The organism is Desulfosporosinus sp. OT (genome assembly GCF_000224515.1).
Lineage (GTDB): Bacteria > Bacillota > Desulfitobacteriia > Desulfitobacteriales > Desulfitobacteriaceae > Desulfosporosinus.
Map to the genome: position 1 here is coordinate 15,210 of NZ_AGAF01000209.1, position 22,842 is coordinate 38,051.

Here is a 22,842-nt window from a genome sequence, read left to right on the forward strand (position 1 = left end):
ACCATCATTTAACATTCTGTTATATTATTGATGTATAAACACATTTTTCAGGTGTAAGAGTAGAGGAGGTATTTAGAAATGGAATTGACCGATGCACAGAAGAAATCTTTAAAAGGGCAGGGCTATATCGCCTACAAAGATGGCGTGCATTTTTCTTGTCGGGTTGTAATTCCGGCAGGTAGAATGAATGCCCAACAAGCGCGCAAGATCACGGATGTCTGTGAGAAATATGGAAAAGGTTCTTTTAGTCTAACACAGAGACTGAATGTCGAAATTCCTTGGATCCAGTATCAGGACTTGGATAATGTCAAACGAGAGCTTATGGAAGTGGGCTTATCTATTGGCGGCACAGGGATGAGACCAAGACCTGCACTTGCCTGTAAGGGGAGCGTCTGTCAGATGAGCTTCTTTGATACAGAAGAGGTTGCTAAAATGATCGATGAGCGATTTTATAAAGGACAATACGATCAAGCGCTGCCTAATAAGCTGAGAATTATCGTTAGTGGATGTGGCAATGGTTGTTCAAAGCCTCGCCTCGGGTGTATAGGTTTACAAGGCAGAAAATCAGACCAAGTCGCAATCTCTCTAGGGGGAAAATTTGGCAAAGAGCAATCGATTGGAAGAGAATTGCCTGGCTTGTATTCAATAAATGAGGCTTTGGATATTTGTGAAAAAGCAATAGCTTATTATCGAGAAAACGGCATACAGGGTGAACGACTCGCCAAAACTATTGAAAGAATCGGTTTTGAAACAGTAGGGAGCGCTCTCACTGGTCTAGCTCTTTCAGAATTCAACAATCTTTAAAAACAGAAGAGCTGATAACTCTTCGCTGTTGGCTCTCTGTACATATCAAAATAAAACTATCAAATAAAAACTAGGGGTTTAAATTCTTGTCGGGCAAGGATTTTCGCACCTAGTTTTGTCTATCGAGCGGCTGTACAAAAAATGTTGATCAAAAGAAAAATATAAGTTTGGTTATATTATACAAGGGAGTAGGATAGTGAATTTAGATAAAGACGCAAAAAATACAACTAGTTTAATTCCTGGAAAACAGCAATCAGAACTACGGGTCCTTGTGATGACCGCGGTGGCGGCTGAGCGGGACGCAGTCTTGCGTGGTCTAAACCACGATCCAAGGTTTGATGTTTTGGTGGCAGGTGTTGGTTCAGTCGTTGCAGCAGTTAACACGGCCAGGGCGTTAGCTTCTAACGAATATAGTTTGGTAATTAGTGCTGGTATTGGTGGAGGTTTTTCTGGCAGAGCTGAGGTGGGTTCGCTCGTAGTGGCGAGCCAGATTGTCGTTGCCGACTTGGGAGCGGAGACCGCAGAAGGGTTTGCTAGTGTGGATGAATTAGGTTTTGGCTGCAGTCATGTCCAGATTGAGGCTAGCCTATTGGACCGCGTTTCTAGGGCACTGTTAGCAGCTAAGCTGCCCGTTATCACTGGACCGGTGCTCACGGTATCAACGGTTACAGGTACGGCTGCGAGCGCAGATGAGCTGGCTGCAAGAATACCAGGAGCCGCTGCAGAAGCTATGGAAGGTTATGGTGTCGGATTCGCGGCGTTTGATCGCAGTTTACCAGTCCTAGAGATTCGAGCAATCTCGAACATGGTTGGTCCTCGTCAGCGGTCTTCATGGCGAATCAAGGAGGCTTTAGACATTTTAGAAGCAGCTAGCTCAGTATTGATGGAGGTTTTGTGATGAATATTACCATCTCTCCCTGTCCCAACGACACGTTTGTTTTTCACGCCTGGGTACACGGATTAATACCAGGTGCCCCAAAGATTAAAGTAACCTATGCTGATATTGATATCACGAATAGTTTGGCAGCTGGATCCAATGGGCCGGATGTCGTTAAGATTTCGTATGCGGCTCTACCTTGGGTATTGTCGGAGTACGCCCTGTTGCCATGTGGCGGTGCCTTGGGTAAAGGCTGCGGACCATTGGTGCTAACCTCTACTAGAGAAACTGGTAACAATGATCCGGCAAGGCTATCAAGCAGACGGGTGGCGGTTCCGAGTGAACGATCAACCGCCTATTTGCTTTTTCGGTTATGGGCGGCTCAGCATGTTCCGGGGGGAGTGGGTGAGATTGTTGTCTTACCATTCCATGAGATTATGCCCGCGGTGCGTGACGGCTTAGTTGATGCTGGGCTTGTGATCCACGAGGCCCGTTTTACCTATCCCTCGTATGGGCTAACCCTCATGGCTGATCTAGGTAGTTGGTGGGAGCAAGATACTAACCTACCCATCCCGCTAGGTGCGATTGTGGCTCGTAGGTCACTGGATCTTTCGGCAATCACTGGCTGGATTCAGGCGTCCGTCAAATACGCCTGGGCACACCCAGAGGAGTCAAAAGAGTATATACTCCACCATAGCCAAGAGTTGTCCCCAGAAGTAACCAAAGCCCACATTAAGCTTTACGTTAACGAGTTTACTGAGAATATCGGTGAGATAGGTTATCAGGCGGTTGCCTCCTTGCTAAGTAGAGCTGCGCAAGAAGGTCTGGTACCAAAGGTGGATTTAGCGGCCCTATATTTATAAGTGAGATATAATTATAGCCAGCTGCTCCGGATATTTTATCCGATGAGCATATTTAACAATTGTTATATAGAGAAATAAGGTTGGAACCGAATACTCCAGTCTTGTTTCTAAGTAAAAATACGATAGGGGGAACAATTTGATCAAGAATTTGTATCTCGTCAGACATGGTGAGGCAGAGCACCTGATAGGTAAGGGGTTAACTGGGGGATGGACGGACTCCTCTTTAACAAAAAAAGGAAGAACACAAGCCCACGAAACAGGAAAAAGTATTTTGAACTTTTTGGGGAAAATTGATGTTGGATTTTACTGTAGTGATCTGTGCAGAGCAAACGATTCGGCAGAGATTATCGGTAGTTATATAGACAAAAAGCCAGTAGCATTAATCGAATTGCGGGAACAGAATAATGGTAACGCAGCAAATCTTAGCACTGAAGAAGCCCAAAAAATATCTTCTCCGATTTCAGAACCTATAATGGATTGGATACATTATCCGAATGCTGAAAGTTGGAGAAGTTTTAATAATAGAGTATTTAAGTTTATGAATGTAATTGAACAAGAATCTATGGAGACCGTGCTTATTGTATCTCACAGAAGAATAATTTTAGCAATAATTCATTGGTGGTTGGAATTCTCCGAAGACTATATTAAGAAAGTATCATTTGATATCGAACCTAGTAGTATTACCTATCTCAGGATTAATAAATGGGGAGAAAAAACAATCTCCAAGCTAAATGATATTGCTCACCTAACGGATATAAAATTATAAGATTAAAGGTAGCGGGTTTCACTGACCACCTTTTTTATGGAATGAATATAAACAAGCTCCGCCTATTTCAGGGGGGCTTGTTTGATTTGTGCCTTATTTAATCGCTTTACAATTTATAACATTTATAGTATAGTGCATTACAGTACTAATGTACAAGTGTGGAAATGCCAGGAGGTGGAATTATGATCCTAAATAACAAAAGTATGAAACCCATATATGTACAGATTGCCGAATGGCTGGAAGTAGAAATACTTAATGATCACATCAAGGAAGAAGAACGAATCTTCTCGCAGTATCAGCTAGCGGATATGTTTACTATAAACCCCTCAACAGCTGCTAAAGGGCTAAATATTCTAGCTGACGAGAACATTGTTTATAAAAAACGTGGCCTAGGTATGTTTGTGTCACCCAATGCCAAGCATTATATCTTAAGTAAGCGCAGAAATCAGATTTTAGGGCAAATGATTGAAGCGTTAGTTATGGAAGCAAAACGGTTAGATGTGCGCGAAAGCGAGCTTATTAGGATGATCCAACAAGCAAGAGCAGAAAGTGAGGAAAAATAGAGATGAGTACAATTCAAGCCAGAGATGTTACAAAGTCCTACGGCAAGATTAAGGCTATAGATCATTTATCCTTTGATATAGAAGAAAACAAAATAACGGGCTTAATAGGAAGAAATGGTGCAGGAAAAACAACTTTGTTAAAGATGATTGCGGGATATATAAGGCCAACAAGTGGTGAGCTCATGGTCCATTCCCGAAATCCGTTCAACAGTTTGGAAGTTTCAGCAAAGACAATTTTTATCGATGATAATATGACATTTTCCAATTCACTGACACTCAAGGATATATTAACAGAGGTGTCTCACTTTTATACCGATTGGAATAGCGACCTGGCAAGTGGCTTATTTGACTATTTTTCATTGAATCCGAAACAACCGCACAGTAATTTATCGAAGGGAACAAAAAGTACATTTAATAACATTCTTGGTCTGGCCTCACGCTGCCCGCTTACTATTTTCGATGAGCCAACAACAGGTATGGATTCGGCAGTAAGAAAGGATTTTTATAAAGCCTTGCTGAAAGACTATATCGAATACCCCCGAACGATCATTCTATCAAGTCATTTATTAAATGAACTTGAAGAAATATTGGAGGATATTCTCTTGATCAATCAAGGTACAAAGCGATTACATCTTCCGGCGATTGAGTTAAGGGAATTTGCAGTTGGAATTAGGGGAAATACGCAAGTCGTGCTGAATTTGGTAGAAGGTAAGGAAATTCTCTATCGAGAAGAATTTTCTAAAGGCAGCTTATACGTTGTTTTAAAAAAGGAGTTATTGCGAGATCAGTTTGAACAAGTAAAGCAAAGTAACTTAGAAGTTGTCCCGGTTTCAACGGATGATCTGTGCGTTTACTTAACGGCAAAAACAAATGGGGGGATTGAGGATGTCTTCAAAAGAAGTTAACCTGCTATCAATTTCGTGTAAACAATATTTTTACAAACTAAAAGCTTATTCTTTTTTGGTCCATAGTCTTATTATTGTACAACTGATCGCGCTGCTTTTCTCTATGGGTGGAGTGTTTAACATGTCGAGTGGTAATGGAGAATTATCTGTTTCGGTGAAGAGCTATAATTCGAATATAGTTATAGTATTCTCGCTTTTGTGGATCATGTTTATAGCCGTACAGCTAATCTCCAGGCCGTATAAAAAGATGGAATTTCCTCTGGTCACAAATAGACTGTCAGGGAATTTATCAAACATAGGTTTTTTGGTGACAGGCTGCCTTTTCGGAGGTATTACTTCATCACTTGTCGGTGTGCTTCTAAGGCTTATAACCTATTTTATGTTTGACAGGTCGCAAGTTGTTTTTAACAGATTTTTCTTATCCGATCTGTTGCTTGGTATATTCGTCGCAATTTTATATATGCTCCTATTCTCTGCACTCGGTTATTTTATAGGGGTGTTAGCTCAGTTGAATGTCTCTTTTGTCATAATCATTCCAGCGGTAATTCTGGGAGTATTAAGAGTTTATAATGATTTTTCCCAATCCGTATTTAAGTTTTTTGCTTTTGAAGTTTCATTAATCATGTTTGTACTAAAAGTAATAATTACTTCAACTATTTTATTTAGCTTTAGTATATTTCTTTCAAACAGAAAGGAGGTTAGTAAATGACAACAATAGTTTCAGCACAGCTATCGCTTATTGTCATAATTATTATAGCAATAGCATTTATTGTTCCGAAAATAGGATCTAAGCTTGCCTGGATATCATGGAAAGGAAGTTTAATGATATCAGGTTTATATCTTGGAATTCTCCTTATGCTAGTTCCGCTATTATTTTTGTTGCCAAAAGCAAACTTGACCCAAAATGATGAAAATAGGGACCGAGCAGTGAAGTTATCACAGAATACAATCTCTGACTTGTATCGTCATGATTTGCCCGCTGAGAAAGATTTGGATAAAATACCAGGACTTTACAGAAATAGCAGTCATAACTTTAAAGTCGATAGCGAGAAACTGTTCTTTAATGTACCAGCTAATATAGGTTTGTATCCGATTTTGGTCGCCAGAAAGAACGTTGATGACGGACAAATTGATGTTAGCACTTACGTTGCAACTCAATTTATAAAAGACATTGATTATACAAAGTTTGTTTTACCCCCTATTATTGCATATCACGACGGGACGTTGTCTTTTAAAGCCACTCACCAGTCATTAAAATTTATCCAAGGTACTGCTGATTTTACGGTCAATCAATTCAGAAATCAAAATGCAGGCGGCACGAATGGGTTGTCAACAAGTTTTGGAGATAGGATTGTATATATACGTGTTCCCCAAAGTTTAGAAATTGATAATGAAACAAAAACAAACAGTAATGTTCAGATGATTAGCAGCGATTGAGTACTGCATGGACTTGAAACTCGAATAATGAGTGTTGCTTCATGAGGAGGATGTTAAGTGAATCAAGGGCAAACGAGCAGAACTACTGAACCACTTCATATCGGTTTGTTAGTGATTTTTGCGTTAACTCTCATTTGGTCTGTCATTAATCCTAAGGATTTGTTTACTTGGTTTCTAGAAGTTTTTCCAGCCCTTATCGGGTTGGCAGTTATTCTCCTTACGTATCATCGATTTCGGTTGACTAACTTAGTTTATGTTTTGGTATTAGTGCACGCTTTGATTCTTGTGATCGGCGGCCATTACACCTATGCCGAAATGCCCTTTTTTAATTGGCTGCGAGATAATTTTCACCTTGCCAGGAATTATTATGATCGCTTGGGCCATTTTGCCCAGGGGTTTGTGCCGGCAATTATTTGTCGAGAAGTATTATTGCGCAAGTCTCCATTAAAGAGAGGGAAACTTTTTTCATTCCTTGTAATTTGCATTTGTCTAGCGATTAGCGCTTCGTACGAATTAATTGAGTGGGGTGTAGCGGAGGCTACAGGGAGTGCTGCCGATGCTTTTCTAGGCACACAAGGGGATGTATGGGATACACAATGGGATATGTTTATGGCTTTGTGTGGTGCTGTTATTTCGCTTGTATCGCTTGGGAATTTTCATGATTCCGTTCTGAAACAAATGCGATGAGATCATTGAACCATTTTTCAATAGACAATTGCAGAATAGTTGGTTAAAATGGATACTGTAGATAATCTGTGAGTTGTTTCACAGGTTTAGTAGTAAGGCAGACAGGTAGTTCGACCAATTTGAATAATAAAACTTATGAGCATGGAAGGATGGTAGAATGACGATTAAGTGATTTGATTTATCAGCTATCCTTTTTGTGGTAGCTTTTTTTTGTACTATTTAGAAAGTCAAGGGCAACTAGGCAGCCGCCTGCGCAAAGCTGCAAGAAGGATAATTCGTGCGAAGACAGTGTCTTCGGGCGCCAGTCAAGTTTTCTTTATACCTGACAATCCTTGGTCAGCCCTTGATGGCTTGCGCTAGTACAATAAGGTTGCCGCCTTCGCTAGGGATGCAAGAAGGGCTAATACGTGCGAAGACAGTGTCTGCAAGAAGAGTTAATACGTGCGAAGACAGTGTCTTTGTGTGTGGGTGTGGGTGTGGGTGCTGGCTAAGTTTCTACATCTCTTATTTATGGTTACTTGAAGTAGCAGTTGAAGAAAGGTTGGTTAATTGTGATCTGGAATATTGAGCAAGAATGTATGAATCGCAGTAAGCTGGAAGAATTGCAACTAGAACGCTTGAAGTGGACGGTTAACAGGGTATACAACAAGGTGCCGCATTATAGAGCTAAGTTTGAAGAACTAGGGATTAGACCTGAGGACATCAAATCCTTAGCCGACATAAAGCGTTTGCCCTTCACTACGAAGGATGACTTAAGGAGCAACTACCCTTTTGGGCTCTTCGCTGTTCCTCAGAGGGAAGTGGTTCGCGTCCATGCCTCTTCCGGTACCACTGGCCGACCAGTGGTCGTTGGCTATACGGGTAACGATCTCAATACCTGGACCGATCTGACAGCTCGGATGGTCACGCTGGCCGGAGTCACCTCCGACGACGTTGCTCAGATTGCTTTTAATTACGGTCTTTTCACCGGAGGGTTTGGTCTACATTATGGGTTGGAAAGAGCTGGCGCCCTTGTTGTTCCTGTCTCTGGTGGGAATACCGAACGTCAGATCATGTTAATGCAGGATTTTGGTACTACTGTGCTTATCGCTACTCCGAGCTATTCACTTTATATCGCTGAAGCTGCTGAGAAGATGGGCATAGATATCTCTTCTTTGAAGCTTAAGATCGGGCTCTTCGGGGGTGAACCCTGGACTGAAGAAATGCGTAAGGAAATTGAATCCAGGCTCAATATTATTGCCACGGATAACTATGGTCTAAGTGAGGTAATGGGTCCTGGTGTCGCTGGGGAATGTGTATATAAGTGTGGTCATCATATTGCTGAGGACCACTTTATTATAGAGACGATCGATCCCGAGACAGGTGAAGCGCTGGAACCCGGCCAAGAAGGGGAACTGGTATTCACTTCTCTGACCAAGGAAGCTTTTCCGGTGATCCGGTTTCGGACCAAAGACATCTCTTGTATTACCCAGGAGCCCTGCCAGTGTGGTCGGACCACAGCACGTATGCGCAAGGTCGTTGGTCGCACGGATGATATGTTGATCATTCGCGGTGTCAATGTCTTTCCTTCCCAGATTGAAAGCGTTCTCATGAATATCGAGGGCATAGGTCCTCATTATTTAATCAACGTCCACAGGCGCAATTATCTGGATGAACTGGAGGTAGTGGTTGAGCTCACCCGTGAAGATCTGCTCGAACCTTATTCCCGGCTAGAAGACTTTAAGGGTTACATCCGGCAGAAGCTTCACGGTGTTCTCTCTATCAACGTTCGTTTGAAGATCGTCCAACCTGGAACTCTGGAACGGAGCGCCGGTAAAGCAAAGCGGGTCTTCGATTACCGCCACCAGCTTGCCGAATAGGACATTATTCAGCATCAATTCCTCATTTTTATTATTTAATTTTTGATTTTATAAAGGTGGAAACTAGATGTCAGTTAATTCACTTCTACTAACATTGATTCCTATTGCCGTTATAATATTGATGCTCGTTGTTTGGAAAAAGCCTGCAGATATAAGTGGCATCGTAGGATGGATTGCAGTTTCTGTTATAGCATTTTTATTTTTCCAAACGAGTGGTGAAGTAATCCTCAGGTCTACCATAGCTGGAGGAGTAAAGTCTTTTGCTGTTTCTTTAGTGGTTGCCACGTCTTTGTTACAGATGGCTTATATGGAGAAGACAGGAGCACTGAAGAGAGTTATTATTTTAATTAAAACGATCGCCAGTGATAATAGGGCCGTACAAATTATGCTTATCAATATTGGTTTCGGCACGCTTATGGTATCAGTTGGAGCTACCCCTGTCTCCCTACTTCCGCCTATTATGCTGGCCCTGGGTTATTCAACTTACGTTTCTATTGCCCTTCCGTGTATTGGCTATGATGCTCTCTGCACCTACGCTTTGTTGGGAGCACCTGTAGTTGTTTTCGTGGACATGGCCAATTCATTTCTCGGCAAGGGTCATGAAATTAGTTTATCTCAGGCGGGCAGCGTGTTTTTTATGTTCCTACCGGTTGTCTCCACATTAATCGGTTTTTGCATGCTCTGGATTGTTGGAAAGTGGCAGGGCATCAAAGACGGTTGGCTTCCTTGTGCGATTACTGGAGCGGTCATCACAATTGTCTCCTATTATACAAACAAAGTAGATAGACTAGTGGTTCTAACCGGTATCATGTGCGGTGCTGCAGTTATTATTGCTATGGTACTTTATCTAATGGCTACGGGAAAAAGGGTAATCGATAAAAGTAGCTTAACTGTTGAGGAACTGAATTATGAAAAAACATATCCTCTCTGGAAAGCTTTAACACCGTGGGTCCTTCTTATTGTCCTAATACTTCTCCTTAACGTTCCTACAGATATGTTTAATTTTCTTTACAGGAAGGTTACCCTTCCAATCGTCGGTCTGTCTGCTGACGGTAAACCGATAATGACAAGAGCATTATGGAATGCCTATACGTGGATTTTGGTGAGCACCATTCTTTCTATGGTCTTCATAAAACCGACGTCTTCCCAATTGAAAGAAACCTTTAGGTTGTGGTGGAAGAGGGCTCCTAGGCCAGTTTTTGCTGTGGCTATTTTCTTTAGCATAGGGGAGATTATGAATATGTCCGGCTATAATATTGTCACAAAAAAGTTTGTTGTGGCCAGCATGGTGCAGGTTTTGGCGGATTTTTCGTCCCAGATCTTTAGTAACGCTTACGGTTCAGTAGTTACTTTCATTGGTCTATTGGGAGGATTTATAACAGGCAGTGAAGCTTCTACAATAGCAATGTTCTCAATTTATACAATGAAGACTGCAAATCTGCTTCATATGGGACTAAAAGAAATGCTTATAGTAACTGCAGGATTGGCCTTTGGTGGTGGTCTAGCGAGCGTCATATCTCCGGCAAAATTACAGAACGCTGCAGCAGCAATCGATAAAATGGGTGAAGAGACTAAGGTAATAAGAATTGCCTTTGTATTTTCATTAATATTAACAGCAGTAACATCCGCTTTGGTTGTCGTGTTATTGAAGATTTATGCGGTTTGAAAAACAGCGCACTACATAGCTTAACGCTATGAACGAAAATCTAGACGCAATTTAGGGAATAGCTTTTTGAAGCAAAAAACGGTCCGTTATCCATGCGATGGATAATGGACTTTTTTATTAAATAAAACCTTTCACGAAAAGCGGAATCGACCCCCCAAGGAAGAAATTGGAATTAACAATTATGGGAACTGGTAGTCTGGCAAAGGATAAACACGAGAACTGTCCTAAGAAGTCAAAAAAGCCTATAATAACTGTAGAGCCTGAAGAGAAATCGAAACTGTGGCGGCACACGTTGAATTGAAGGAGGCCCTAATGATTATTAAGTCTTATAACAAATTAAATAAAAAGGCTATTAATGAAGTTCTTAACCTCGAAAAGGTTTGCCAAGAACATGACAAGCTTAAAGGAAGCGTATTCTTAGATACTTCTTTGAATTTTGATCAGAGTATTAAGAGTACATTTCTCCTATATGAAAATCGTGAGCTAATAAGTATCTTATCCATGTTTATCCCCACACAAGAGGAAGCTGAAATATCAGCATTTACTTTGCCTGAGTACAGGCGTAATGGCTACTTTAAAGCATTGTTAGATAAAGCAGTCGAAGAACTAAGGAAACTCGATATTCAAAATATATTGTTTGTATGTGAAAAGCAATCAATTTCTGGTAAAGGGGTATCGACTACCCTCAATGCTGAGTATGACCATACCGAGTATTCTATGAGATTCAACAAGACTAGATATGAATATAGGGACATGTTTCGTCTATCCCTTATAACTACCCATTTTAAGGACCTTAATAAATTAATTGATATAAGTATGAAGATTTTCAATGATGGCTACGAAGATTCCAAAAGCATAATTGAAAATTGTCTTCAATCGGAAACTCGGGAACTTTACCTTGCAGTTTTGAACGATGAAATTATTGGCATGGGTTCAATAAACCAGGAGCGAGATGAAGCCTTAATATTTGGGTTGGGGATAGTACCTGAACATAGGGGTAAAGGATACGGAAAGGAATTATTACAGCTAATCATTGATCGTCTATGGCAAATGGGAAAAACTGAACTAATGCTTGATGTCGATAGCGACAATGTATGTGCCTTAGAACTCTATAAAAAATCCGGTTTTCAAATAGAGGTAGCCTTTGAATATTATAGAAAGAAAGTAAGTGAAATATGAAACAAAAGATATGATTTCAAGACATCAATGTACCGCGGAACTTAAAATTCTTGCGCTATTAATTTGAGAAAAAGCAATAATGACGATAATGGTTATTAACAATACGATTCGAGAATATTATTAGAATATTTAGATTTTCGTAGTTACAACTTTGAACTCAAGTAGTATACTTAGTTAAATAATGGAATAAGTGTAATTAAGGTTAGCTCAGTTATGGAAAATAAATTAAAAGAAGGGTTTAGCTTATGTTAAACGATAAAACGAAACCTATTATTCTGTCGGATCAGGTTCAGACATCTCTTGCTAATCTAGATCCTCTCACCCAGAAGGTTTTTCTGTCTCTTAATCCGCCAAGCCCACAGGATAATAGGGCAGATGTTGACCAAGTGCGTCACGCATTGGAACGCAGCTACGGCTCTGTCAATGTGCCCCTAGCAATTATGCCCAGGGTACCTGTCATATGCCGCAGCGCCGATTGGCAAGTCACAGCGACCCTTGCGGACACTGGACAAGGATGGAAATTAATTGATCTGGAACCCGGCGACACTACCAAGGAACAATTCGGGTTGGCCATTGATATTGGCACGACAACGGTGGTTGTATACCTTGTTGATCTATGTGACGGCACGGTTCTTAAACATGCAGCCGACTATAACGCTCAAATTGTCTTGGGCGAGGATATTCTAAACCGCATTCGTCATGCTGCCGAACCAGGCGGTTTAGCCCGCCTCCAAAAAGCAGTAGTAGATACCCTAAACGGTTTGATTAGACTCCTTTGTCCGTTGCCAATGGAGACAGGAAAAATCACTGCTGTGGCCATTGGGGCTAACACAACCATGGTTCACCTTTTGCTAGGTTTGAACCCCGCTTCTATTTGTCGGGATCCTTATACTCCGATTGTAAACAACCCAGGCTTGATTCCTGCTGGAGAAATAGGGCTTGATATTAATCCCTTGGCCCCTATATACTGTCTGCCAAGCATAGGCAGTTACCTTGGTGGAGACGTCATCGGTGGAATCCTAGTGAGCGGGATGCACAAACAGCCAGACGTTTCTCTATTTGTGGACATCGGCACTAATGGTGAGATCGTCATGGGCAACGAAGAATGGCTTGTCGCTTGCGCTGGAGCTGCCGGACCGGCTCTGGAGGGCGGGGTAACAACCTACGGTATGCGAGCGGAACCAGGAGCCGTAGACCGTGTTTCTATAGATCCGAAGACGGGTAAGGTGGAGTATACAACTATAGATAATGCCCCTGCTCGTGGCATCTGCGGCTCTGGCCTGGTGGACACACTTGCCGAACTTTTCCTCAACGGCATCATTAACAGGACTGCCCGTTTTCAGACTGGGAAAGATTCGTTTGTTGTAGTCCCTGCCGCAGAATCGGCCACGGGAGAAGATATCGTCATAACGCAGATAGATATAACTAACTTCATAGCCACGAAAGCAGCAGTCAACGCGGCAACGGATTTCCTGATGGAAAATGTAGGATGTGCTTGGCAGGAAATGAGCCATTTTTATGCTGCCGGAGCGTTTGGCCAGTATTTGCCGATCGAGTCAGCCGTTACTATTGGTCTATATCCTGACCTGCCGCGCTCTGCCATTGTGCGTCTGGGCAATAGTTCTGGGGAAGCAGCCCGTCAAGTTCTCCTGTCCCGCACCAAACGTCTGGAAGCAGAGGCTATCGCCGCAAAGGTCACATATTTTGAGCTAAATGCCAATCCCGCTTTCATGGAGAAATTTAGTGGCAGTAAATTCTTGCCCCACACGGACATTGACCGTTACCCTAGCGTTAAAGAACGTCTGCAAGCCCGCCGCTTGTGAGCTGGAAATAATGGTAAGATAATAGGATGATTCCTTTCGTAAATCTTAATTGATCTGATGGCTCCCCCTTAATTGACATTAAAGGGGGAGCTTTTTATATTAGTTAGAAACCATAATCGACAGTTGTAATTTTATGGAAGGACCTTTCTCGCCGGCCTGCAAGAAGGTTAATGCGTGCGAAGGCCGTGTCTTCGGGTGTCAGCCAAGTTTCTTTAGCTCAATATTGGAGAAAATTAAGTCAATGGTCATGAAAATCGATAATCCTAGCTGCCAACAAATTTGTACATGTATTCATTAGTTGACATACTACTGAAGTCAGAGCTGAAGCGGGTTATAAGGCCTAATATTTAAAGGTGTAAATAATCATATACATTCGGCTTAAGTAAATTTTATGAGAGATTCCTGAGGGAAAAAGAACTGTAAGCGTTGCCATTGCTTAAGACAGAAGATTTAGAATCAAAGATAAAATTCTCTGGCATAAGAATTGCAAGATAATTCCGTAGATTCAGAATAGAGCAATTCTAAATCTACGAATTGCCAAGTTGTTGGGGAAGAGAAAATTTGAGAGGGAGGAGAATAGAGTTTTTTAAGTTGTGCGGATTTATTATTATAATTTATATGGAGTATTGATTGTTCAAACTAAGGGGGAGAATTTTAATGAGTACACAAGAAGTAAAAATTACTTATAGTGGTGCAGATCCTACAGCGTTTGGAGTTCTCGGTTTATCGTTGGTGTGTTTCGTCGCATCCTCTGCAAAATTAGGCTTTACTAACCCTAAATCAACTGCTTTAATTGTTGTCTGGGCAGCATTATTGGGTGGAATTGTTCAAATTATGGCTGCAAATATTGACTTCAAAAAAGGTAATGTATTCGGTGGCACAGTTCTAGGCGCATATGGCTTTTTCTGGGTAGGTATGGCTTTTTCGATGGCAATTATGAATGGGATGCTTGGTCCAGGCATGCAAGCTGCAGTTGATCCTAAAATGTTGGGAGTAGTATATGTTGGCTACCTGATTTTTTCGCTGTTTATTACTGTAGCGGCTTTCGAAGTGAACCTCCCTTTTATTGTAATGCTAGTGCTCATCGACGTGCTATTTATTTCGCTAGCAGCTGTAACGTTTAAAATGGGTCCTGTCGCCACATTTGCCCAGCTAGCCGGCTGGTCTGAATTAATTATCTCCCTCGTTGGTTTCTATGCTTCAGGGGCAATATTTTTCAAGAACTTCTACGGCCGTGAAATATTACCATTGGGTAAGCCCTGGAATATTATCAAAAAGGCAACTCCTCCTTCTGCTCAAGCTCAGAATCTTAAGCAGGCAATGTAATTCTCATCAAGTTTATTTGTAAAAAAGCTCGAGCATTGCTCGAGCTTTTTATGATGGGCTTTTCTTGGTCTTAATTTGGGTCCATGTTAAGAACCTAACCTCGAAAGTGTTAAGCGCTTTGTTGGGAAATGTTACAAGGCGAGAATTAGCATTATTTTGGCAGTATCTTAAATTCTATCTTATTCTCTCAGCAAAAATTTGGGCATTTAATCTAATAGGACTAATTGTGGTTACGGGTTATTATTTATTTTATTCTTATTAATTAAGCATTGACACGTAAATAGTGATGACATAACCATTCGGCTAAAGTAGTTTATTGGTATTTATTTATACATAAAGATAAATATCTAATATTTTTGACTTTAAAAATTAAATATTATAGATTTTATGATTGGTTTAATGTAACATAAATCACTAGCCTTGTATAAAATTATTGTCAGATTGTCAAGAAGAGGATAACTGCGATATCTTACGTAAGAAGCTAAAAAATGTATGTAATATGCCAAAATCCCTGTATTCTGATGTAAAAAAGCCTTATAATTAGAGATGGAGTAGTTCTTGTCCAAATCTAAGTATAAGGAATAAGAAAATGCAGGACAAGATTACCGCGGAATCCACATTTTTTCAATTGTTAGGGCCCATTTTATCTCAGGATCTTTGGCGAAAAATTAGCCAAAAAGTTGAGTCCGTTGATAAGTATGTTAAGAAGTTAAAAACCGTTCAGCTCGTCCAACTGATGATCAATGCTGAAATGCAAGAATATACAAGTCTGGATGAAATCAGCAACAGTTTAAACAAAGAAGCGTTTGCCAAAGCTATCCACTTGGACTCTATTAGTACTTCTCAGATTTCTCGATGATTCAGAGAAATGTCAACCGATGTCGCAGATCTTATCCATAAAAGCATTGTGCAAACATTAGGAGTCGAACAGGGTTTCAAGGCTCTCCATCACTCCTTAGGCCGCCTCTACTTAATCGATGCTTCGACTATCAGTCTTTGTCTTTCTCAATACTTATGGGCAGACTTTAGAGAGACTAAAGGTGGCGTGAAGCTCCACCAACGGATTCGATTTGATGGCGATCCTATACCGGATGAAGCGACTATTACAGTCGCTCGTTAATCTGACAAAAGTCATTTGGAGTTCCTGATTGTGGAGGATGAGGATGCCTTAAATGTCTTTGATCGAGGGTATCTGGAGTATAAGCAGTTTGATCATTATTGCAAAGAAGGCATTCGTTTCGTCACACGCTTAAAAAATAACGCCTGTGTTGAAGTCCTAAAGGAACTTTAGGTTGACGAAGAGAGCGTCATAGAAGAAGACCTCATCGTACGTTGGGTAAAGGGAAAAAACCGAATGGAGCACGACTTGCGTCTTGTGATCACGAAGGATACCGAAGGTAAAGCCATCATGATTTTAACCAACGATTTTACTATGACGGCGGAAGAGATCGGTGATATCTATCGCTACAGATGGCAAATAGAGCTTTTCTTCAAGTGGATCAAGCAACATTTGACGATTAAACATCTGTTTGGTAAGAGTAAAGCATCCGTTGTGAACCAATTGGTCATCGCCTTAATTACCTATTGTTTGATGATGTTGGTCAAGTATAGATCAGCCTACCAAGGTCCTTTGCTCAATATTCAACGACTCTTAATAACGTGTCTATACGAACCCTTCACATCCTTCGTGCAAAAGCTTCACAGGAAAGGCCCCCCAACGAAGGGGCGTCAGCGCCTGGATCCTGAACAGATCTACGAAGAAACGTTGAAACAGGTACTTTCGGGAGAGATGGACGACATTTTGCATAGCAACGAGATTTTCTAAACACTAAACCAAATGTTAAAATATGGAAAAAGCTACCCTCTTAGGTAGTGGTCGACTTTCCCATAGAACGAGAAAACGATTGGTTGTATGTACTAAATAAGGATGTTATAAGAAACGGAAAATCCTTCTTGATTTCCACTTGACAAGGACAGATTATTTTAATGCAACACTAATGATGGACTCTATATTAAAAAAATCGGAAGTAGTGTTCTCTCCATCTGTTACAGGAAGAAAATATGGTATAGATGATATGGGTGATGGCTTACGCTCACTGTTTTATATCTCAATGGTTGATAGCATGCTTGAAGTGGAAAATGAAATTGGAAAAGAAATTGCAGAAGGAAAAGAAAAGCGGTCGTTTAACATCACTCCACCTGTTCTGACTATTGTTGCAGTTGAAGAACCTGAAAATCATATCTGTACCGATTTTGTGTGCGCTTAAGCCACTCAGAGGGGGCTGAATTGTAACCAAAAAGACAACATTGCATTACAGCCGTGAGCAAGACCAATGGTACTTAAAACTAAGCGGACGAACGTATCCTATGCACTGCGGCGAATCCTTTCTATTGCATATTGGAAAAACCCCGTTTTCATGCCGATTAGAGTTAGGGGCTAACTGGTATGTAATTCTTCAAGAGATTACTATTATTTTGCATCCATCGGCCGTTTATACCGTTAGCATATGAGCCATATACCGATACTGATAGCTCAAAGTATAAAGGCAATACGATAAACAGTGTGGATAAGTTTGTTCCTTGGTCGAAAGAACTTCCGCCTAACTGCTATAAAACTAGAAATTGAGGATCCATGCCCAACCTTTGAGTTGGGCTTTTTCTTTACTTAAGTGCTTAGGATTTGACAATTACGTATCACGGATCATTAAGAGATGAGATTTTTAAAAAAACTAAATCTTAACCATCTAGGGGGTTATTAAAATTAACCCTTTTTTATTTCTATAACTAAGATAGTTACTTTTACTGGTTGTAAGGGGGGAGAAAAATAAATCAATATAAACAAAACTATAGCGAAGCACAAATAGTAACTTGGTTTTTAGTAGGATTGCATCATGAAACTATTAGATTGGCCCAAAAATATAAACGTTTAAAAAATTCGGAATTATTAATATTGAATCAAAAAAATAATAAGGAAACTACGCATGAAGGAAAATTTGAACTGATTGATAGTATTGCTTGTAAAATTGATGTTCTTTCGCAAATAGAAGATAATTTCTTTGTCGAGACAACCCTATCATTATTGAATGATAAACAAAAAACAGTCGTAAGTGCAATTATATTGGAAGGTTTTACGGAAAAAGAAATAGCTGTGCTATTGAATATTTCACAACCTGCAGTTAACAAAATTAAATACCGAGCCCTTAAAAGGTTGAGAAAACAACTTCAACAATAACAAAGGGTTCAATTACAGAAATCTAAGGAGGGATACGTTTTGGACACACAAATGGAAAACCGATGGACAAAAAGAGTAACTTTAATAACTATAATTATTCTAGTATTAGTATTAGGTTTGTTTTTCAGTAACACTTTCATAAAAAGTAGCGAGGAAATAAACAAATCAACTCCGCAATTTGATGAGAAAGTATTTAATCTTAACATACAACCTGTAATGGGAGAACTTAATGCTCCTATAAAAGTCGTTGAATTTGCTGATTTTAACTGTTCACATTGTGCTGACTTTAAAAAAACAGATTTTCAAATTATTAAAAATAAATATATTGATTCAGGAAAAGTAGCCTTCTATTTTCTTAATTATCCGGTTATGGGTGAAGATTCTGAATTAGCTGCTAAAGTATCTGAAGAAATTTTTGGTAAATATGGAAATAAAGCATTTTGGATTTATTATAATGTTGTTTTAGAAAACTACGATCAGGAAAAAACGTTTGATCTTCTATCCCTAATTAATATAGCAAAAGAGAATATACCAGATTTCAATCAAAATGAACTAATTAAGTTGTTATATAATAATAATTGTACAGATTCATTAAATTTAGACAAAGAAATTGGTAAGAGTGTGGGAGTAAATGGAGTTCCAAAGTTTTTTGTTAATGGAGAAATGGTACAACAGTGGCCACAACTTATTTCAATATTAGAAAATAAATTGAAAGGTGAAAATCATGATTAAATTAAATAAAAGAGTTAGTCTGTATCTGGCATGGCTTATATCTATTATTGCTACATGTTCCAGTCTTTATTTTAGTGAGGTATTTGGCTGGGAACCCTGTAAAATTTGTTGGTATCAAAGGATCGCAATGTATCCATTAGTAGGATTATTGGGAATAGCCTTTTATCGTAATGACCGTAATATTGCTATATACGCAATACCCTTGTCACTTTCAGGTGGAGCAGTATCACTTATTAATTACCTTGCTCAGAAATCAAACAAACCGTTCTTAAATTTATTTTGTACAGATACTAATTGTATAAAAGAATATTTTAATTTTTTTGGTTTTATTACGTTACCTTTACTTGCATTTTTGGTCTTTATCAGTATTTCAACACTATTATGGTTTCTTTATTATCAAAATGATGGCTAGTCGTGTCATATTACTAAAATTAACAAAAATACATTCAAGTTTAAATTAGGGGTTATTAAAATTACCCCTAATTTCTTTTTATATGATAAGGATGGGGTGTAATCAAAGAATGGAGGTGCTATAGAAAGTTTTAGTTCAGAACTTCTATGGTGGGCTTAGAATTAAAAAGTTAAGGAGGCATTTTTATGAAGAAGAAAATATTATCAGTGTTAACGCTCGCAACACTTATTATGTCATTGTCATCTAGCACAGCTTTTGCTGCTACTTCTACAAGCTACAACAATTCGCATGTTTATAACTATACCACCGATGGTACTATGTGGGCTGATTATACGTTAAGTGGAAATATGTATGCTACTACTAGTCCGGGGGCTTACATTACTGGAAATGTAAGTAGTACAGATGCTTATTTGCATGACTATATCTCCTATACTGGACTTGATGGAATGACGGTTTCGTCTTATTCTATTAGCTGTAATGAAGGGTCAGGTTATGATTGTGTTCAAACAATATATGGTGGAGAAGGCAATTCATACGTAGGGTTTGCAGGTCTAAACCCTAGCACATCATTCCGAGTAATTTTCGATTCGGATTACACTACCCAACGTAGAGTGCAGGTTTCTCAGCAATTACTCGGGGATATGGCTACATGTCAAAGTTATAATTGTGACCCTGATGATACCGATGTAATTGTTGTTAGTTCATATTAAATAATTTGTTTTACAAAATAATGCTGTATTCCCCATCCTTGAGGGAGTGTCGTAAAAACTACTGGCTCTCTGTCAAATGTTAGGGTAAACTCCAAAACGGAGAGTTAGACCAGTTAGAAAAGTCGTTGATCAAAATGAGGTCAACGACTTTTTATAATGACCCCAATGAATTAAACACGAAAATTAAAATATGTCCACTAATTGGGACAAACATATCGTTGTCTATATTAATGAATTAAAAAACATCCTTCCTGCAGAAAACGCTTTTACGAATATAATTCTTTTGTCCCAAATACCACCGAATGTCTTCTAGTCTCGTCTTTTATTAATAAGATGGATTCGGTAAGTAATTTTTTAAAATCTGTATAAATCCAGTAGCATGAAGCATCTTGACCATGTAAAAAGGGTAAGTTATTTGGCAAAAAAAACAGGACACTTGGCTCCTCTTGTCAAACGGTTAAAGTGACTAGCAAAAACCACCCCCATGTGCCAGAACAAAAGACAAGAAGAAACGCAGATCTGAAATTTTGCAAGAACGGCGGCGGATCAAAAAAACAATGTAGCAAATGCGCACCGTCACTTTCGATAACCACACGGTCACTGAGGCCGTAAACTTTCAGTTTATAGAACTTTTCAAGGAGCTTATTGTAGATAAACTCTCTATTACCCAATAGGCTGTGGATAGTGCCGCATTGTGGATAACCCTCCGCTAGACGCTTCAGGTTACCTACAATGCTTGGACAGGCCATATGGGGTATTCCTTAAAAGAGCCTGCCCACACTATCCACAGCCTCGACGGCTACAGAATCTTGTTGATAATTTAGACTTAAAACCGATTTAAAAAGCGTAGGTCCGCAAAAAGCTCTATATTCCTAGCAAAATTACATCACAATTTTAGCGCGGAGCAGCTGGGTGGAATTTTATACGTACGGGCATATGACCCTGTCAGAAAGCTTTCCTAGCCTCTACCCCTTGACAGGTTGTACGAAGGAATGTTCGGGCCACACAAAGTGTGAGACCCTGTGAGAAATGGGAGGGTAAACCACAAGGGATGATTCGTAGAGATCCGAGGTGCAACCATATTGTGGAGAATATGAGATGACCTTTGATTTAGTGTACCCTTCTTTCAAAAACAGGGGAACCTCTTAGTATTCAACCAGTTCAAGATCTGCTAAATAAAATGTAAAACTGCTAAAATAAGAGTATAAGCGAGATACATTCAATTTATTGAGGGAGTGCTAACAACAAACAAAATAAGTTCATAAACAAAATGCTTATGGACTAAAAAATTACAACTTATCGGTTGGACTAATTTTGGGGGAGAGGTCACGGCCTCTAGACATTTATACACCCTTTTTATAAGTGTCTATTCCACAGATTCCATTTTATGGTAAACGGCTTTTTAATAAGTACGTAGCATTTTTTACATTAAATATTTTTGTCAGAAAATTCTTGGAATGCTTCCAAGGTTTTAAGGGTATTTTTCAACATAACTGCTCCAACGTTCCATTTACCATGGGTACCGCTACTCATTGACATATTAATAGTATGTGAAGAATTAAAGTTAAGTTGTTTTTTTAGAGAGTCAATTGTTAATTGCACTTTTTCAAATATTTCAGGCCAAGAATTTCCTCTCAATGTAATTCCTCTTATTGTAATTTGAATTTGATCAGAAGTTTCTTTTATTACAGGTTTAAAGTAAGACTTTATATATGTAATAGTAAGTAACATAAATATCCTTCCTTTTTTGAATATTCTTTAGTTAACCAATTTCTCCATCATTAAATGAAACTCCTGCTAGCATTATAGGCGAAATAGCTAATATGCTGAGGCTTTTTCCATTACAGTTCCTGAGATAATTTTTTTATAAATGTAACTCATATACTTGCTTTCAAAAAATTATGAGCAATTGCGCAAAAACATAGAAAGCTTAATTTACTGTGGATTGACTCAATCATCATCAGTATTTGACTGCACTGCAATAAATAGGTTAAATTCCGAAAAACAAAAGGTAGTATAAAACTTATCTCAGCTTAAAGTTTAACCGGCAATTCTTAGCTTAATAAATCTATAATCATTCAGTTAAAAAGGCAAACGGTTATAGACGAAGGTTGTGCCATCAACAGTTTTGACTGTGGCTGCGTAGATTACAAAAAAACTTTATGAGTTCTGCAATCTGGGAATTAAATTTGTCAGATTACTCTGATAGAATGAGTTCTTAAAATATTATGTTCATAACGTTAACAGAAAACCTAAAATCCCTTGAGAAATTATACCTACACGGGCTCATCCACATTAAATGCCTTATAGATCGCTTTTTGATCCTTGGTTAGTGGAAATAGAATTCGAGTTCCATTTATTATCTGTAAGCGAAGTTTCGACAGAGAAATCAGCAACTTCTTTATAGTCATCCTTTTGTAAAGTTCTTTTTCCAACATGACCTTATGGATATGTGCTGCAAGTATTAATGAGATGAAGCCGACAAATAGCTTGTTCTGCATGATGTCTTCTCTATGTACTCTTAATCTCCCAAGGTCTAGACTGTTTTTTAAACGGAGGAAGCCCTTTTCAACAACATCCTTTTCCCGGTAAATTCTGATTGATTCTTTGGCTGAGCAGTCCGGTGCTTTTCGCAATACTCTGGAACAGGTAAAAGGCTCCATAATTTTTTATGGATGAATGCTGGATATCATCAATGGAAAACATCATGGTCGTTGTAGGTATCTCAATAGGAGTTCCTTTTTTAGCCATACTGGCTAAATACTCTGGCCTATAAACCGGATTTCCGGTTACGGGATCGATCTTACCAATAGGGACACGTTTATTTCTTGGTTTACCATCGGCATTCCGAAAAGAAACCGACTCGTAAAGGTAAATCTTGTCACTGACCTTTTGTCTTATGATAGAAGTCATAGGCACCTATCTCCTCGGGGCTGTCTCAAAATAGAAATATAATTTCTATGGAGAGGCAACCCCTTTTTCGTGCAGTTATGCAAAAAGA

The 22,842-nt window shown here is 39.4% G+C and carries 27 protein-coding genes and 1 pseudogene; 25 read left to right on the forward strand and 3 right to left on the reverse strand.

The genetic code is table 11. From position 1 onward, the window contains the following. Positions 1-78: 78 nt before the first annotated feature. The 25 genes and pseudogenes from DOT_RS19330 to DOT_RS31985 all read left to right on the forward strand — a co-directional run. Positions 79-804 (forward strand): nitrite and sulphite reductase 4Fe-4S domain protein, encoded by a 726-nt coding sequence (locus DOT_RS19330; protein WP_009622451.1) that lies wholly within the window; start codon positions 79-81, stop codon positions 802-804. Positions 805-1,078: 274 nt separating this feature from the next. Beyond that, the gene (locus DOT_RS19335) at positions 1,079-1,702 is read left to right on the forward strand and encodes a futalosine hydrolase (protein ID WP_202798713.1); all 624 of its coding nucleotides are present in this window, start codon (positions 1,079-1,081) and stop codon (positions 1,700-1,702) included. Then, positions 1,702-2,544: a 1,4-dihydroxy-6-naphthoate synthase gene (locus DOT_RS19340; RefSeq protein ID WP_009622455.1), complete on the forward strand. Its 843-nt coding sequence runs from the start codon at positions 1,702-1,704 to the stop codon at positions 2,542-2,544. The genes DOT_RS19335 and DOT_RS19340 overlap by 1 nt, the downstream gene beginning before the upstream one ends. Before the next feature lie 136 nt (positions 2,545-2,680). Beyond that, positions 2,681-3,310, forward strand: a complete 630-nt coding sequence (locus tag DOT_RS19345) for a histidine phosphatase family protein (RefSeq protein WP_009622457.1) — start codon at positions 2,681-2,683, stop codon at positions 3,308-3,310. A 182-nt stretch (positions 3,311-3,492) separates the two neighbouring features. Next, complete coding sequence (locus DOT_RS19350) at positions 3,493-3,873, forward strand: GntR family transcriptional regulator (protein ID WP_009622459.1); 381 nt, start codon at positions 3,493-3,495, stop codon at positions 3,871-3,873. A gap of 2 nt (positions 3,874-3,875) precedes the next feature. Continuing rightward, positions 3,876-4,778 carry an ABC transporter ATP-binding protein gene (locus DOT_RS19355; RefSeq protein ID WP_009622461.1) on the forward strand — a complete coding sequence of 301 codons (903 nt, stop codon included), beginning with the start codon at positions 3,876-3,878 and terminating at the stop codon, positions 4,776-4,778. A 121-nt stretch (positions 4,779-4,899) separates the two neighbouring features. Further along, a complete protein-coding gene (locus DOT_RS19360) occupies positions 4,900-5,487 on the forward strand; it encodes a hypothetical protein (protein ID WP_242833872.1) in 588 nt (195 codons plus the stop codon). Beyond that, entirely contained in the window at positions 5,484-6,215 is a 732-nt protein-coding gene (locus tag DOT_RS19365; protein ID WP_009622464.1) for a hypothetical protein, read from the forward strand. Before DOT_RS19360 ends, DOT_RS19365 begins: the two co-directional genes overlap by 4 nt. 57 nt (positions 6,216-6,272) lie before the next feature. Beyond that, on the forward strand, positions 6,273-6,902 hold the full coding sequence (locus tag DOT_RS19370) for a DUF2238 domain-containing protein (protein ID WP_009622465.1): 630 nt from the start codon (positions 6,273-6,275) through the stop codon (positions 6,900-6,902). Positions 6,903-7,453: 551 nt separating this feature from the next. Beyond that, positions 7,454-8,761, forward strand: a complete 1,308-nt coding sequence (locus DOT_RS19375; RefSeq protein ID WP_050809918.1) for a phenylacetate--CoA ligase — start codon at positions 7,454-7,456, stop codon at positions 8,759-8,761. 67 nt (positions 8,762-8,828) lie between these two features. Then, a complete protein-coding gene (locus DOT_RS19380) occupies positions 8,829-10,427 on the forward strand; it encodes an L-lactate permease (protein WP_009622470.1) in 1,599 nt (532 codons plus the stop codon). A gap of 312 nt (positions 10,428-10,739) precedes the next feature. Next, positions 10,740-11,606 (forward strand): GNAT family N-acetyltransferase, encoded by an 867-nt coding sequence (locus DOT_RS19385; protein WP_009622472.1) that lies wholly within the window; start codon positions 10,740-10,742, stop codon positions 11,604-11,606. A gap of 245 nt (positions 11,607-11,851) precedes the next feature. Beyond that, entirely contained in the window at positions 11,852-13,429 is a 1,578-nt protein-coding gene (locus DOT_RS19390) for an ASKHA domain-containing protein (RefSeq protein WP_009622474.1), read from the forward strand. Positions 13,430-14,086: 657 nt separating this feature from the next. Then, the gene (locus DOT_RS19395; protein WP_009622478.1) at positions 14,087-14,755 is read left to right on the forward strand and encodes a GPR1/FUN34/YaaH family transporter; all 669 of its coding nucleotides are present in this window, start codon (positions 14,087-14,089) and stop codon (positions 14,753-14,755) included. Between the two features lie 589 nt (positions 14,756-15,344). After that, positions 15,345-15,614, forward strand: a complete 270-nt coding sequence (locus DOT_RS29385) for a DUF4372 domain-containing protein (RefSeq protein WP_009622481.1) — start codon at positions 15,345-15,347, stop codon at positions 15,612-15,614. 48 nt (positions 15,615-15,662) lie between these two features. After that, complete coding sequence (locus DOT_RS29880; protein ID WP_157998495.1) at positions 15,663-15,875, forward strand: hypothetical protein; 213 nt, start codon at positions 15,663-15,665, stop codon at positions 15,873-15,875. A gap of 30 nt (positions 15,876-15,905) precedes the next feature. Further along, positions 15,906-16,046 carry a hypothetical protein gene (locus DOT_RS30680; RefSeq protein WP_157998496.1) on the forward strand — a complete coding sequence of 47 codons (141 nt, stop codon included), beginning with the start codon at positions 15,906-15,908 and terminating at the stop codon, positions 16,044-16,046. Positions 16,047-16,079: 33 nt separating this feature from the next. Further along, positions 16,080-16,580: a transposase gene (locus DOT_RS29390; RefSeq protein WP_282433475.1), complete on the forward strand. Its 501-nt coding sequence runs from the start codon at positions 16,080-16,082 to the stop codon at positions 16,578-16,580. A gap of 172 nt (positions 16,581-16,752) precedes the next feature. After that, positions 16,753-17,022: a hypothetical protein gene (locus tag DOT_RS19405; RefSeq protein WP_192807829.1), complete on the forward strand. Its 270-nt coding sequence runs from the start codon at positions 16,753-16,755 to the stop codon at positions 17,020-17,022. Between the two features lie 40 nt (positions 17,023-17,062). Then, entirely contained in the window at positions 17,063-17,266 is a 204-nt protein-coding gene (locus DOT_RS28905; RefSeq protein WP_242833873.1) for a DUF5348 domain-containing protein, read from the forward strand. Positions 17,267-17,660: 394 nt separating this feature from the next. Continuing rightward, positions 17,661-17,987 carry a sigma-70 family RNA polymerase sigma factor gene (locus DOT_RS19410; RefSeq protein ID WP_009622491.1) on the forward strand — a complete coding sequence of 109 codons (327 nt, stop codon included), beginning with the start codon at positions 17,661-17,663 and terminating at the stop codon, positions 17,985-17,987. Between the two features lie 39 nt (positions 17,988-18,026). Next, on the forward strand, positions 18,027-18,719 hold the full coding sequence (locus tag DOT_RS19415) for a thioredoxin domain-containing protein (protein WP_009622493.1): 693 nt from the start codon (positions 18,027-18,029) through the stop codon (positions 18,717-18,719). Next, positions 18,712-19,131: a disulfide oxidoreductase gene (locus tag DOT_RS19420; protein ID WP_009622495.1), complete on the forward strand. Its 420-nt coding sequence runs from the start codon at positions 18,712-18,714 to the stop codon at positions 19,129-19,131. Before DOT_RS19415 ends, DOT_RS19420 begins: the two co-directional genes overlap by 8 nt. Positions 19,132-19,361: 230 nt before the next feature. Then, positions 19,362-19,841: a hypothetical protein gene (locus DOT_RS19425; RefSeq protein WP_157998497.1), complete on the forward strand. Its 480-nt coding sequence runs from the start codon at positions 19,362-19,364 to the stop codon at positions 19,839-19,841. 462 nt (positions 19,842-20,303) lie between these two features. Beyond that, positions 20,304-20,488 (forward strand): annotated as a pseudogene (locus tag DOT_RS31985) (hypothetical protein); the annotation flags it as partial. A gap of 781 nt (positions 20,489-21,269) precedes the next feature. Here the strand turns inward: DOT_RS31985 and DOT_RS19435 are convergent. From DOT_RS19435 to DOT_RS19445, 3 genes are all read right to left on the reverse strand, one after another. Further along, positions 21,270-21,572, reverse strand: coding sequence for a hypothetical protein (locus tag DOT_RS19435; protein ID WP_009622503.1), 303 nt, complete (start codon positions 21,570-21,572; stop codon positions 21,270-21,272). 545 nt (positions 21,573-22,117) lie between these two features. Then, positions 22,118-22,342, reverse strand: a complete 225-nt coding sequence (locus tag DOT_RS19440; protein WP_009622505.1) for a hypothetical protein — start codon at positions 22,340-22,342, stop codon at positions 22,118-22,120. A gap of 67 nt (positions 22,343-22,409) precedes the next feature. Then, positions 22,410-22,754, reverse strand: coding sequence for a hypothetical protein (locus DOT_RS19445; RefSeq protein WP_009622507.1), 345 nt, complete (start codon positions 22,752-22,754; stop codon positions 22,410-22,412). Positions 22,755-22,842: the final 88 nt, after the last annotated feature.

Excerpts from the sequence above, each read along its gene's own strand:
- DOT_RS19440 (WP_009622505.1), bottom strand. The coding sequence starts at position 22,342 with ATGCAGAACAAGCTATTTGTCGGCTTCATCTCATTAATACTTGCAGCA.
- DOT_RS19420 (WP_009622495.1), top strand. The coding sequence starts at position 18,712 with ATGATTAAATTAAATAAAAGAGTTAGTCTGTATCTGGCATGGCTTATA.
- DOT_RS19380 (WP_009622470.1), top strand. The coding sequence starts at position 8,829 with ATGTCAGTTAATTCACTTCTACTAACATTGATTCCTATTGCCGTTATA.
- DOT_RS19340 (WP_009622455.1), top strand. The coding sequence starts at position 1,702 with ATGAATATTACCATCTCTCCCTGTCCCAACGACACGTTTGTTTTTCAC.
- DOT_RS19390 (WP_009622474.1), top strand. The coding sequence starts at position 11,852 with ATGTTAAACGATAAAACGAAACCTATTATTCTGTCGGATCAGGTTCAG.
- DOT_RS19350 (WP_009622459.1), top strand. The coding sequence starts at position 3,493 with ATGATCCTAAATAACAAAAGTATGAAACCCATATATGTACAGATTGCC.
- DOT_RS19385 (WP_009622472.1), top strand. The coding sequence starts at position 10,740 with ATGATTATTAAGTCTTATAACAAATTAAATAAAAAGGCTATTAATGAA.
- DOT_RS19330 (WP_009622451.1), top strand. The coding sequence starts at position 79 with ATGGAATTGACCGATGCACAGAAGAAATCTTTAAAAGGGCAGGGCTAT.
- DOT_RS19395 (WP_009622478.1), top strand. The coding sequence starts at position 14,087 with ATGAGTACACAAGAAGTAAAAATTACTTATAGTGGTGCAGATCCTACA.
- DOT_RS19445 (WP_009622507.1), bottom strand. The coding sequence starts at position 22,754 with ATGACTTCTATCATAAGACAAAAGGTCAGTGACAAGATTTACCTTTAC.
- DOT_RS19365 (WP_009622464.1), top strand. The coding sequence starts at position 5,484 with ATGACAACAATAGTTTCAGCACAGCTATCGCTTATTGTCATAATTATT.
- DOT_RS19405 (WP_192807829.1), top strand. The coding sequence starts at position 16,753 with ATGATGGACTCTATATTAAAAAAATCGGAAGTAGTGTTCTCTCCATCT.
- DOT_RS19360 (WP_242833872.1), top strand. The coding sequence starts at position 4,900 with ATGTCGAGTGGTAATGGAGAATTATCTGTTTCGGTGAAGAGCTATAAT.
- DOT_RS19435 (WP_009622503.1), bottom strand. The coding sequence starts at position 21,572 with ATGTTACTTACTATTACATATATAAAGTCTTACTTTAAACCTGTAATA.
- DOT_RS19335 (WP_202798713.1), top strand. The coding sequence starts at position 1,079 with ATGACCGCGGTGGCGGCTGAGCGGGACGCAGTCTTGCGTGGTCTAAAC.
- DOT_RS19425 (WP_157998497.1), top strand. The coding sequence starts at position 19,362 with ATGTCATTGTCATCTAGCACAGCTTTTGCTGCTACTTCTACAAGCTAC.
- DOT_RS19355 (WP_009622461.1), top strand. The coding sequence starts at position 3,876 with ATGAGTACAATTCAAGCCAGAGATGTTACAAAGTCCTACGGCAAGATT.
- DOT_RS29385 (WP_009622481.1), top strand. The coding sequence starts at position 15,345 with ATGCAGGACAAGATTACCGCGGAATCCACATTTTTTCAATTGTTAGGG.